Genomic DNA, 11,423 nt, shown 5'->3' with positions numbered 1-11,423 from the left:
CGATCTGCATTCCCTTTCTGCGAATTCTGCTCTAAGAGCGGCACAGACTGGCTTATGGTGTTATGGCTGCGTTTCACGCGCCGCGATGCCTGCCTCACGATCTCCCGCGCCGCATCACGCCGCGCGCATGAACTCAAGGCCGATTAACGATGGCATTCCTTCCCACGAGCCCGCCGCTCGCGCGTGCGCTCGCCGAACGCAACTACAATGATCCGACCCCCGTCCAGAACGCCGTTCTGGAAGAGGCGGCGGCCGGACGCGACCTTCTGGTCTCGTCACAGACGGGCTCCGGCAAGACCGTCGCCTATGGGCTCGCCATCGGCGAGACCCTGCTGGAGGGCGCCGAGGTCCTGGGCCGTGCCGGGCAGCCCCTGGCGCTGATCATCGCGCCGACCCGCGAACTGGCATTGCAGGTCCAGCGCGAGCTCGCCTGGCTCTACAAGCATGCCGGCGCCCGGGTGATCTCCTGTGTCGGCGGCATGGATCCGCGCCGCGAGGCCGCCTTGCTGGACGAGGGTGCACATATCGTCGTCGGCACGCCCGGCCGCCTGCGTGATCATATCGAGCGGCACAGGCTCGATGTCTCGGCGCTCCGAGCCGTCGTCCTCGACGAAGCCGACGAGATGCTCGATCTCGGTTTCCGCGACGATCTCGAATTCATTCTGAAGACGACCCCAGCGGAACGCCGCAGCCTGCTCTTCTCCGCGACCTTGCCCAAGGCGATCATCGCGCTGGCGAGGAGCTATCAACGTGATGCTCTGCGCATCGAGGTGGCCGGTTCGGCAACCGGGCATGCCGACATCGAGTATCGCGCGATCCGTGTTTTCCCGAAGGAAGCCGAGCTCGCTGTCGTCAACCTGCTGCGCTTCCACGATTCGCCCTGCGCGCTGGTCTTCTGCAACACCCGCAATGCGGTCCGCCACCTCGAGGCGATCCTGCTGGAGCGCGGCTTTTCGGCCGTGGCGCTCTCAGGCGAGCTCAGCCAGAGCGAGCGCAACTCGGCGCTGCAGGCCCTGCGCGACGGGCGTGCCCGCGTCTGCGTCGCGACCGACGTGGCTGCGCGCGGCATCGACCTGCCGGGCCTGACATTGGTCATCCACGCCGAGCTGCCGAACGATCCCGAGGTCATGCAGCACCGCAGCGGCCGGACGGGCCGCGCGGGCAAGAAGGGGACCAGCGTCCTGCTGGTGCCGCCCTCCCGGCGCCGCAAGGCCGACATGCTGCTCTCCGAGGCCAAGGTCGAAGCCGTCTGGGCCGGTGCTCCGACGCAGGAGGAAATCCGCGCGCTCGATCAGGAGCGGCTGCTGCAGGATCCGCTGCTTACCGGCGAGGCCAGCGAGGATGATGCCGGCATGGTCGAAGCCCTGCTTGCCGGTCGCTCGGCGCAGGAGATCGCGGCCGCCCTGGTCAGGGTCTATCGTTCGCGCCTGCCGGCGGCGGAAGAGGTCGGCGATCCCGGTTTCGGGCGCGACGAGCGCAGGCCGGTGCGCAGCACCGAGGATTACGCCCGTCCGCGCGAGCGTGACCGCGAGCAGGGGGAGAGGCCGCACAAGGCCGGGCCGCGTGGCGATACGGTCTGGTTCCGGCTGAATATCGGCCGCCGTGACGGCGCCGATCCCAGGCAGTTGCTGCCGATGCTCTGCCGTCGCGGCAAGATCACCCGTGACGAGGTCGGCGCCATCCGCATCTTCGACACGGAAACCAAGGTCGAGATCGATGCCGATGTCGCGGAACGCTTCGCGTCGCTGGCGAGCGCGACCGACCGGGACAAGATCGTGATCGAGCCCGTGACCGGCGAAGCCGAGCGGCGCCCGGCCAAACCCTTCGCGGAAAAGGCATCCCATTCCCGCGCGCCGCGGGCCGATGATGAACGGGCCAGCGCGCCATTCCCCGGCAAGAAGAAACCTTACGAAGGCAAGGGCAAGCCCTTCGGCGCCAAGGCGCATGGCGGCAAGCCTTATGATCCCGTTCGGCGCGATCGCGAGCCCGTCTATGACGAGAACGCTGTGCTGCGCCCCAGCGAGCGGCCCTTCGACAAGAAGTCAGGTCCCTCGGACAAGCCCTTCGCCAAGGGAAAGCCCTTTGCCGGCGCCAAGCCCTTTTCCGCCAAGCCCAGCCATGGCGGTAAGAGCTTCGGCCATGGCAAGCCGGACGCCGGATTTGCAGGCGGTGAGCGCGGCAAGCCTGCCGGCAAGCCGTTCAAGAGCAAGAAGCCGCGTCGGGACGATCGCTGATCAGGGACGTCGTTCGCCAGCCCTGGCAACAGGGCTCGAGATCATTCAGAAACGCCCCCTCCCAGGCTGGGAGGGGGCGTTTCGCGTTTCGGTGACCCGTCCATCGTGAGCGGTGGGCAGGGAACTCTGTGTCATTCACGCGGCCGAGACCGTACGGGAGCAGCGCTCGCGAACGGAGATGCGACGCCATGGGATGCGGCTGACGCCAGGACGTGGTCGCGTCCCGGTACAAAGCAAGTCGGGATTGTGGTGAGCCGGCGGCGATCAAGCGCTGAGGGTGCTCCCCGGCGGCGAGCGTCGCTGACGTCCGTAATGTTCGCCAACTTGCCGCGATTGGCGCTCCTCGGGCCTGGGGTCAGCGCAAGCCCAGGAAGGACAGGATAGCGAGGACAACGACCACGAGGCCGACGATGTAAATGATGTTGTTCATGTGAAGCCCCCGGCTTTGATCGGGCTGCTGGCGCCCGCGTGATTCAGCGTCACTATTCTGTTGTGACGAGAACTGAACCGGTGCGGCGCGCAAAGGTTCCCAAACGGTGTTGGCGGCTGCAGGCGCGATGGAACCCCGAGGGGCGTGTGGGCTGGGCTGCGGAGCGATGTCGCCGCCGGGCAGCGTTGGGAGGGAGCCGGATCGCTCCGACACCCTCTTCAGGCGAATTCATCTGCGTTCAGCGGCAGATGGTGACCGGGCGAACCACCGGGCCGACGCCCGGAACGAAACCGCGACGGAACACCTTGTAGCAGCCGCCATAATAGGCGCTGGCGTAGACCGGGCGGTATCCCCAGCCTGGGCGGCCCCAGCCCCAGGGGCGGGGATGACGAAAACCGCGGCCGAAATGGCCATGATGGCCAGGGCCGTGCCAGCCAGGCGCGGCTTGCGCGGAGGTGGCGGTGGCCAGCGAGCCGCCGATGAGGGCGCCGGCGCCGAGAATGAAGGCGGTGGCAAGGCCGGTGAGGATCGTGCGGGCGGTCATGAAATCTCTCCCTTGGCTTTGTGCGAGGCCGCGGGATGCAGCCTCATGACCTTTGGTCGCGCGAGACGCGAGACAGGTTCAAAGCTGCGGGAGATTTTCTGAGGAGCCCGGCGCAACCGGGCCGAACCGGCCCGGTTGCGGAAGACGGGCTATTTCTCCACGACCTTGCGGTAGAGATGCCAGGTGGCGTGGCCGAGGATCGGCATGACCAGGACGAGACCGACCAGCACCGGCAGGCAGCCGAGGATAAGCAGGCCGGTGACCATGAGGCCCCAGATCATCATGACGCGCGGGTTGGCTTCGACCGCGGCAACCGAGGTGCGGATCGCCGTTGCCACATCGACATGCTTGTCGAGCACCAGCGGGAAGGAGATCACGGTCATTGAAAAGGCGGCAATCGCGAAGAGCGCGCCGAGCGCGTTACCGACGATGATCATGGTCCAGCCGTTCGGTGTCGTCAGTACGTCGCCGAGGAAGTCGCCGATCGAGGTCACCGGCATGCCGCCAAGAAGCCAGCGATAGATCAGCCAGGCGGAGAGCAGCCAGGTGATGAAGAGCCCGGTCAGTAAGGCTCCGAGTGCAAGGATCGTCCCGATCGAGCGGGATTTCAGGATCGCGAAGGCGTGCGCCCATGAGGAGTTCATGCCGCGTTCCCGGCGTCGGCTGATCTCGTAGAGGCCGATGGCCGCGAAGGGGCCGAGCAGGGCAAAGCCGGACAGCAGAGGGAACAGCAATGGGAAGATGTTGTAGCTCACGGTGAGCTGAGCGATGACGACGCCCGCGATCGGATAGATGAATGCGATGAAGACGAGATGGCTCGGCTGGGCCATGAAGTCCTCGTAACCGCGCCAGAGCGCGTCGCGCAGATCGGCCGTGGTGATGGTGCGCACGCGCGGCTCAATGACGGGCTTGGCAGGCGCATTCGTCTTGCGGTCAGCATTGGAGATCATGCTGTCGAGATTGGCCATTGGCAGTCCTCCCGGTTCTGGCCCGGTGCGCAATGGCGGTCCTGACGCGATCCTTGGGTCAAGTCGCCGAAGGCGTCGAGCATCCAATTCCAGCGCCACCATTATACGCCTGATGACGGAACTTGTCGCAAGCCCGTGCGAACACGATGGTGAGACGCGCGCAGGCGATGGTCTTTCTCGACTCCAGCAACTCGCCTAAGACAACGGTCATGAGCGAAGCCGAACCCGTACCCGTCGAAGACCTGACGCCCCGCCAGGCGCGCGCCGAGCATAAGCTGCTGGCCGCCGAGATCGCCGAGGCCGACCGCGCCTATTTCCAGGAGGATGCGCCCATCCTCGACGATTCCGCCTATGACGCGAAGCGTCGGCGGCTGGTTGCGCTGGAAGAGGTGTTCGCGGAACTGAAGGGCAATGAGGCGCTCAGCGACAAGGTTGGCGCCAGGCCGTCCTCGAAATTCGCCAAGATCCGCCACCGCGTGCCGATGCTCTCGCTCGCCAATGCGTTCTCGGATGAGGACGTCGCGGATTTCGCGATGCGTATCCGCAGCTTCCTCGGGCGCAAGGATGATGCCGGGCTCGCCATCACGGCCGAACCCAAGATCGACGGGCTGTCGCTGTCGCTGCGATACGAGAAGGGCGAACTCGTTTCCGCGGCCACGCGTGGCGACGGAGAGGAGGGTGAGGATGTCACGCTCAATGCCCGCACCATCTCGGAGATGCCGCACAAGCTCGTCGGGGACGATGTGCCGGAGGTCGCGGAAGTCCGCGGCGAGGTCTATCTCGGCCATGCCGATTTTGCGGCCATCAATGATCGCCAGCGCGAGAAGGGCGAGCGCGAATTCGCCAATCCGCGCAATGCTGCAGCCGGATCGCTGCGCCAGCTCGACGTCTCGATAACCGCCGCGCGGCCGCTTCGTTTCTTTGCCTATGCCTGGGGCGAGATGTCGGAACTGCCAGCCGCGACCCAGTTCGGCGTGGTCGAAGCCTTCCGACGCTGGGGCTTCAAGACCAACCCGCTGATGCGCCGCTGCGAGCGTGTCAGCGAGCTCCTGGCGCATTACCGCGCGATCGAGGCCCAGCGCGCGACGCTGGGTTACGATATCGACGGCGTGGTCTACAAGGTCGACGATCTCGCGCTCCAGACCCGGCTCGGCTTCGTCGCGCGTGCGCCGCGTTGGGCGATCGCGCATAAATTCCCGGCGGAACTGGCGACCACCCTTCTCGAGGCGATCGACATCCAGGTCGGGCGCACCGGCGCGCTCAGCCCGGTTGCGCGGCTGCGCCCGGTTACTGTCGGTGGTGTCGTCGTCACCAACGCGACCCTGCATAACGAGGATTACATCCGGGGCTTCGATTCCAAGGGCCAGCCGATCCGCGACGGCGCCGATATCCGAGTCGGCGACACGGTGACGGTGAAGCGGGCCGGCGACGTGATCCCGCGCGTCGAATCCGTTGATCTCGGCAAACGGCCGGGGGATTCGCAGCCCTATGTCTTCCCGACGCTGTGTCCGGTCTGCGGCAGCCATGCGACGCGCGAAATCAACCCGCGCACGGGCAAGGAAGATGCAGTGCGCCGCTGTACCGGGGGGCTCATCTGCTCGGCGCAAGCTGTCGAGCGGCTGAAGCATTTCGTCTCCCGCGACGCGCTCGACATCGACGGGCTCGGCGACAAGCAGATCGAGTTCTTCCATGCCGATCCCGACCTGTCGGTACGGGAACCCGCCGACATCTATACGCTGGCGGCCCGCGACGCTGCCAATCTCAAGAAGCTGAAGGACAAGGAAGGCTTCGGCGCGCAAAGCGTGAAGAAGCTCTTTGATGCGATCGAGGACCGGCGCGCGCCACCGCTCAACCGCTTCGTCTTCGGACTTGGCATCCGCCATGTCGGTGAAACCACGGCACGGTTGCTGGCGCGGCATTACGGATCGTTCGAGGCCCTGCGCGAAGCAGCGACCGCTGCTGACCCGCAATCCCCCGAGCGGCAGGCGCTCGATGCCATCGACGGCATCGGCCCGACCGTCGTCGAGGCACTGGTCGAGTTCTTCGCCGAGGCCCACAATCAGGAAACGCTCGACCGGCTGCTGGCGCAGGTGACGCCGCAGCCGCTGGAGGCGGTCGCTTCGACGAGTCCGGTCGCCGGCAAGATCGTCGTCTTTACCGGCGCGCTGGAGCAGATGACCCGTGACGAGGCCAAGGCCATGGCCGAGCGGCTGGGCGCCAAGGTCGCGGGTTCGGTCTCGTCGAAGACCGACCTGCTGGTCGCCGGACCCGGAGCTGGTTCGAAGCTCAAGGACGCCGCGAAGCACGGGGTCAAGGTGATCGACGAGGCCGGCTGGTTTACCCTCGTGCGCACCTGAAGCTGCTTGCCATCGGCTTGTTTCGTCGCGGCGCTCCCGCCGTGACGAGACTGTCTAAGCGGGACACGAGCTAAGGCGATCAGCGGCGATGTTGGTGGCGATGACTGTTTGGGGTACCGGTGTTCTGCGGAATGCCGACGACGCCCTTTACACCGCCAACCACGCCTCCGGCGACTCCGCCAACGACCGCTCCTGCAACGCCGCCGACCGCTCCGGCCGCTCTGTTGCCGATATCGGCGCCTTGGGCAGCACCACGCGGCACGCCCTGAGCGCTCGCTGTCAGAGGTAAGGCGAAGATCGTGAGAGCCATTGCGCCGGCGAAAGCGAGACATCTGGTTGTCATGATAATGGTGTCCATTCGGATCACAGCGCCGCCCAGCGGGCACTCGGCGGTCGAAGGGAAAACCGCTTCCTCGGCACATAGTTCCGGCCGTCTTGCCGATTCCGTACCCATTTCATCGGGGCGATCTAGAGTGACGGCGAGGCCCGGTGTGCGCCAGGCCCTAACCCAAACTCACAGAGGCTTGCGTTACGTGCCGCCGAACTGCTGCGGCGGCGCCGAGCCCGGCCGCGGACCGCCGTCGAAGGCCGCCAACCCGTCCGTTTCCGCCGCTCGGAAGTGGCTTGGCGGCGCACCGATGACGCGCTTGAAGGCGCGGCTGAAGGCGGCCTCCGATTCATAGCCGAGCCGGCGCGCGACAATGGCGATTTTCATCCGGTCGCGGACGAGCCATTGCCGGGCCTGATGCATCCTGACCTGCACGACATAACGGGCCGGCGTCTCGCCAACGACGCTGGCGAAGCGCTCGGCGAACGCGGAGCGCGACGCGTGCATGACTCCGGCAAGCGCCTCGACGGTCCAGTCCTCGCTGGGATGGAGATGGATCGCGGCCAGGACCCGCCCGATATCGGGATCGCGCGCCGCGGCGACCCAGCCGGTCGAATCACCGCAACCCCGTTCGACCCAGGAGCGGATCAGCGCAGCGGCGACGACGTCGGCCAGGCGGGTGAGGATGCTGCCGGCACCGACCCGGTCCAGCGCGAGCTCGCAGGCCATGGTCGTGAGCAGGGGCGGGATGCCCGGTTCGTTGGCCGCGAGCTCGTGCAGCCGCATCAGTTCCGGCATCATCCGCAACAGCGGGTGCTGGCCATCGACGTTGAAGCTCATGCTGCCGCTGAAGAACATGGTCTGTTCACCGTCGCCACCACCGCGCGCCTCGGCGATGTCGCCGCAGACGGTCTGGAGCTGGCATTGTCCGAGCGGCTTGGTGCAGGCGCCGGGCGCGCTCGCCAAGGCGTGCTCGGCACCGCGCGGCAGCAGTACTGCATCTCCCTGCTCGAGGCGGATCCACTCGTTCTCCGGCGTTCGTAGCCAGCAGCCGCGCTCGGCGGCGAAGTGGAAGCGCGCCGCCTGCTGCGCCGGAAAGAGCAGGCCCCAAGGGGCGGTCATCTGGAAACGAGCATAGTCGACGCCCTCCAGCCGCAGGCCACGGAGCATTTCTGTCAGCGGATCGGTCATGGATTCCTGGACGAATAGTCAAGCATTCCGGATTTCCTAACATGGAAGCTCCAGAGCGTCATCTCTACTTGTCTGGTCCGACGTCCTGGAGACCGCCATGTCCGATTCCCTTTCCGCTACCGCGGACCCGCAATTCATCCCTGCCGAGATCGAGGAACGCACCGAAGCGGCGTGGCCGGCGATCTTCTCGCTCACCATGGGCGTGTTCGGGCTGGTCACGGCCGAGTTCCTGCCGGCAAGCCTGCTGACGCCGATCGCTGCCGACCTGGGCATCAGCGACGGGGCAGCTGGGCAGGCCGTAACGGCGACCGCCGTCATCGGCGCGGTCGCCGGTGTCGCGACTGCGATCATGACGAGAAGTATCGACAGGCGCATCGTGATGTGGGCGCTGACGTCGCTGCTGGTGGTGTCGAGCCTGCTGGCTGCGGTCGCCACGGGGCTGACGACGCTTCTGTTCGCGCGCCTGCTGCTCGGCATCGGCCTCGGCGGCTTCTGGTCGATGGCGGCGGCGACCGCGATGCGGCTCGTCCCGGCAAGGCTGCTGCCGCGGGCGATGTCGATCATCTTCACCGGCGTCTCGGTCGCGACGGTCAGCGCCGCGCCGATCGGCGCCTATCTCGGCGAGGCGATCGGCTGGCGCGCCGTCTTTGTCATTTCGGCCGGCATCGGGGCGGTGACGCTGCTCGCCCAGGTGTTGACGTTGCCGAAGCTGCCGCCGCTGGCGGCGCCAAGCATCGGCACTCTCTTCGAGCTGCTGGGGCGGCCGAGCATCCGGCTCGTCCTGTTCGCGGTGCTGGTGATCATCTCCGGGCACTTCGCCGGATTCACCTATGTCCGTCCCTTCCTGGAGCAGGTACCGCTTCTGAAGGTCGAGGCGATCTCGCTGGTTCTGCTGGCCTATGGCGTCGGCGGTTTCTTCGGCAATTTCGCTGGCGGTGCCGTGGTCGCACGCAGCGTCAAGGCCGCCGTCGTGCTGGGCTCGCTCGCGATTGGCCTGGCGGCGCTCACGCTGCTCCTCTTCGGGGCTTCGACCCTCGTGTCGGGGTTCGCAATTGCGCTCTGGGGCTTCGCCTTCGGCTTCCTGCCGGTCGGCATCCAGACCTGGACGGTGCGCGTCGCTGCCGATCAGGCTGAAGCCGCGGGCGGCCTTCTCGTCGCTGCCTTCCAGGTCGCTATTGCGGGCGGGGCGATCTTCGGCGGATTGCTGGTCGACCATCTCGGCGCGTTGGGCGCCGTCGGCTATCTCGCCACCGCGACGCTGCTCGGTGCTGCCCTCGTCCTCGGTCTGGGCCGCGAGCCACCGGCTGCCAGCGGCGCGGCGTCGGCCATGGCCGGCTGAGATCGGATGGCGACGGTCCGCGTGATCGTCGCCATCACTTTTCTTCAAGACATCAGGGCCGGTATTCGCTGTATCCTGGCGGCATGGAATTGATCAGCCAAGGCGAAGCGCTGCTGGACACTCCGCTGCTGGCGGGGGAGCATGCCCGCATCTTCACGGCCTCACGTTTCGCGGGGCTGGAATGCCTGTCGGCGAAGTTCCAGACGCATTCCTATGCCCCGCACGCGCACGAGACCTATGCGATCGGCACGATCGAAGCGGGCTGCGAGATCTGGCATGCACGGGGCCAGCGGCTTTATGCCCATGCCGGCGACATGGTTTTCAACCATCCGCTCGATGTCCATGACGGCCTGCCGCATGCCGGCGGCTATCGCTACCGGATGACCTATCCGACCGTCGAACTGATGCAGGAGGTTGCGGCCTCGCTGACCGGATTCGAGGTGCTTGGCACGCCGTTCTTCGCCGAACCCTGCGTTCACGACCCGGAGGCTGCGGCGCTGTTTTCTGCCGCGCACCGTCTGCTGGAGGAAAGCGGCGATGCCCTGGCGGGTGAAGAAGGGCTCTTGCGCGCCTACGCATTTTGCCTGGCGCGCCATGCCGATCTTTCGGTGCGTCCGCTCGGGCGCGAGCGCGGGCCGATCGCCGAGGCCCGTGCGCTGCTCGAGCAGCGCTATGACGAAGACCTTTCACTGGCTGAAATGGCGCGGCGTTGCGGGTTGCCACGACATCATCTGATCCGTGCCTTCCGCCGCGAGACCGGCCTGACGCCGCATGCCTATCTCGTCGACATCCGTGTCCGCCGCGCGCGGGATCGCCTGCGTCGCGGCGAGATGCCTGGCGACGTTGCGGCGGCGACCGGCTTTTGCGACCAGGCGCATCTGACCCGCGCCTTCAAGGCGCGGCTCGGCGTCACTCCGGGCGCCTTCCGCGCTGCCCATCTGGCCTGAAGGGCTGTTTGCATGTCCATCCTCGACGATGCCCGTCTGGGCTTCAGCGATATCTGGCCGGCCGCCCTGGCTGCGGTCCCGATCGGCCTGCTCTTTGGCGCGCTCGCGGCCGGCAAGGGCCTCTCGCCGCTGGAGGTCTTCGTCATGGGGGCGCTGGTCTTTGCCGGCGGGGCCCAGTTCGCTGCGGTCGAACTCTGGGCGAGCCCGGCGCCTGTCTTCGCCATCATTTTCTCGACCCTGCTGATCAATGCCCGCCACGTGCTGATGAGCGCGTCGATTGCACCAAAGCTTGGGCGTTTCAGCACGGCCCAGAAGCTGACGGGCCTGTACTACATGGCTGACGAGAACTGGGCGCTGGCGGAGAAGCGAGCCCGGCTGCGGCAGCTCACGCCGGCCTACTGGTTCGGCATGATCGTGCCCTTCGTCTCATGCTGGCTGACGACGACGACTGTGGGCGCAACGGTCGGCGCGGCAATGGGCGACCCGCGCAGGCTCGGAGCCGACTTTGCCTTCACCGCGCTGTTCATCGCGCTGGTCGCTTCGTTCTGGAAGGGCAGGGTGACGTTCTGGACGGTGGCGGCTGCCGGTATCGCATCGGCGCTGACCTACAAGTTCGTCGGGCCACCCTGGCATGTCGCGGCGGGGGCGCTGAGCGGTCTGCTGGCCGCCTGGCTGGCTGCGGGGACGGAGCCAGACGTGGTTGCGGAGGGCGTGAAGTCGTGACACTCGACACGCTGAATCTCATCGCCATCCTGGGCATGGCGGCCGTCACCTATCTGACGCGGATCGCCGGACTGGCGCTGGCGGGGCGGCTCGATCTGTCGCCACGCGCGCAGGCAGCCTTCGACGCCATTCCGCCGGCCGTGCTGGTGGCGGTCATCGCGCCGAGTGCGCTGGCGACCGGCTGGCCGGAGACCGGAGCCGCACTCCTCGCCGCACTCGCTGCAACGCGGCTGCCGCTGCTGGCTGTCGTTGCCGTTGGGGTGCTGGCCGTGGTCGGGCTGAGGATGGTGATCTAAGGACATGACCTGAAGCCGCCGTCATGGTCGGGACGAGCCCAGCGATGGCGGCGGTGTCACTGCAGT

The 11,423-nt window shown here is 66.8% G+C and carries 10 protein-coding genes; 6 read left to right on the top strand and 4 right to left on the bottom strand.

The window, feature by feature from the left end; translation table 11 throughout:
* Positions 1-149: 149 nt before the first annotated feature.
* On the top strand, positions 150-2,234 hold the full coding sequence (locus AC1DIO_RS02235) for a DEAD/DEAH box helicase (protein WP_441505339.1): 2,085 nt from the start codon (positions 150-152) through the stop codon (positions 2,232-2,234).
* 668 nt (positions 2,235-2,902) lie between these two features.
* On the opposite strand, the gene AC1DIO_RS02230 is transcribed toward AC1DIO_RS02235, so the two are convergent.
* Both AC1DIO_RS02230 and AC1DIO_RS02225 read right to left on the bottom strand, forming a co-directional pair.
* Positions 2,903-3,208 carry a hypothetical protein gene (locus tag AC1DIO_RS02230; protein WP_441505340.1) on the bottom strand — a complete coding sequence of 102 codons (306 nt, stop codon included), beginning with the start codon at positions 3,206-3,208 and terminating at the stop codon, positions 2,903-2,905.
* Between the two features lie 149 nt (positions 3,209-3,357).
* Positions 3,358-4,158 carry a DUF2189 domain-containing protein gene (locus AC1DIO_RS02225; RefSeq protein WP_441505374.1) on the bottom strand — a complete coding sequence of 267 codons (801 nt, stop codon included), beginning with the start codon at positions 4,156-4,158 and terminating at the stop codon, positions 3,358-3,360.
* Positions 4,159-4,385: 227 nt separating this feature from the next.
* On the opposite strand from AC1DIO_RS02225, the gene ligA reads away from it, so the two are divergent.
* Complete coding sequence (ligA, locus tag AC1DIO_RS02220) at positions 4,386-6,533, top strand: NAD-dependent DNA ligase LigA (RefSeq protein ID WP_441505341.1); 2,148 nt, start codon at positions 4,386-4,388, stop codon at positions 6,531-6,533.
* A 79-nt stretch (positions 6,534-6,612) separates the two neighbouring features.
* On the opposite strand, the gene AC1DIO_RS02215 is transcribed toward ligA, so the two are convergent.
* Together AC1DIO_RS02215 and AC1DIO_RS02210 are read right to left on the bottom strand one after the other, a co-directional pair.
* The gene (locus tag AC1DIO_RS02215; RefSeq protein ID WP_441489303.1) at positions 6,613-6,876 is read right to left on the bottom strand and encodes a hypothetical protein; all 264 of its coding nucleotides are present in this window, start codon (positions 6,874-6,876) and stop codon (positions 6,613-6,615) included.
* A gap of 186 nt (positions 6,877-7,062) precedes the next feature.
* On the bottom strand, positions 7,063-8,052 hold the full coding sequence (locus AC1DIO_RS02210; protein WP_441505342.1) for an AraC family transcriptional regulator: 990 nt from the start codon (positions 8,050-8,052) through the stop codon (positions 7,063-7,065).
* A gap of 97 nt (positions 8,053-8,149) precedes the next feature.
* Here AC1DIO_RS02210 and AC1DIO_RS02205 point away from each other — a divergent pair, with 97 nt between their 5' ends.
* The 4 genes from AC1DIO_RS02205 to AC1DIO_RS02190 all read left to right on the top strand — a co-directional run bounded on the left by AC1DIO_RS02205 (position 8,150) and on the right by AC1DIO_RS02190 (position 11,357).
* Positions 8,150-9,391 carry an MFS transporter gene (locus AC1DIO_RS02205; RefSeq protein ID WP_441489301.1) on the top strand — a complete coding sequence of 414 codons (1,242 nt, stop codon included), beginning with the start codon at positions 8,150-8,152 and terminating at the stop codon, positions 9,389-9,391.
* 83 nt (positions 9,392-9,474) lie between these two features.
* The gene (locus AC1DIO_RS02200) at positions 9,475-10,338 is read left to right on the top strand and encodes an AraC family ligand binding domain-containing protein (RefSeq protein WP_441489300.1); all 864 of its coding nucleotides are present in this window, start codon (positions 9,475-9,477) and stop codon (positions 10,336-10,338) included.
* 12 nt (positions 10,339-10,350) lie between these two features.
* A complete protein-coding gene (locus AC1DIO_RS02195) occupies positions 10,351-11,061 on the top strand; it encodes an AzlC family ABC transporter permease (RefSeq protein ID WP_069879834.1) in 711 nt (236 codons plus the stop codon).
* Positions 11,058-11,357 carry an AzlD family protein gene (locus tag AC1DIO_RS02190; RefSeq protein ID WP_441489298.1) on the top strand — a complete coding sequence of 100 codons (300 nt, stop codon included), beginning with the start codon at positions 11,058-11,060 and terminating at the stop codon, positions 11,355-11,357. Before AC1DIO_RS02195 ends, AC1DIO_RS02190 begins: the two co-directional genes overlap by 4 nt.
* Positions 11,358-11,423 lie beyond the last annotated feature (66 nt).

Source organism: Allobosea sp. 05T439 (genome assembly GCF_056396005.1).
Note: the sequence above shows the minus strand (reverse complement) of the source record. Positions and strands in the feature narration are given on the sequence as shown.

Coding starts and splice junctions, on each gene's coding strand:
- AC1DIO_RS02210 (WP_441505342.1), bottom strand. CDS start 8,052: ATGACCGATCCGCTGACAGAAATGCTCCGTGGCCTGCGGCTGGAGGGC.
- ligA (WP_441505341.1), top strand. CDS start 4,386: ATGAGCGAAGCCGAACCCGTACCCGTCGAAGACCTGACGCCCCGCCAG.
- AC1DIO_RS02230 (WP_441505340.1), bottom strand. CDS start 3,208: ATGACCGCCCGCACGATCCTCACCGGCCTTGCCACCGCCTTCATTCTC.
- AC1DIO_RS02205 (WP_441489301.1), top strand. CDS start 8,150: ATGTCCGATTCCCTTTCCGCTACCGCGGACCCGCAATTCATCCCTGCC.
- AC1DIO_RS02225 (WP_441505374.1), bottom strand. CDS start 4,158: ATGATCTCCAATGCTGACCGCAAGACGAATGCGCCTGCCAAGCCCGTC.
- AC1DIO_RS02195 (WP_069879834.1), top strand. CDS start 10,351: ATGTCCATCCTCGACGATGCCCGTCTGGGCTTCAGCGATATCTGGCCG.
- AC1DIO_RS02215 (WP_441489303.1), bottom strand. CDS start 6,876: ATGACAACCAGATGTCTCGCTTTCGCCGGCGCAATGGCTCTCACGATC.
- AC1DIO_RS02200 (WP_441489300.1), top strand. CDS start 9,475: ATGGAATTGATCAGCCAAGGCGAAGCGCTGCTGGACACTCCGCTGCTG.
- AC1DIO_RS02235 (WP_441505339.1), top strand. CDS start 150: ATGGCATTCCTTCCCACGAGCCCGCCGCTCGCGCGTGCGCTCGCCGAA.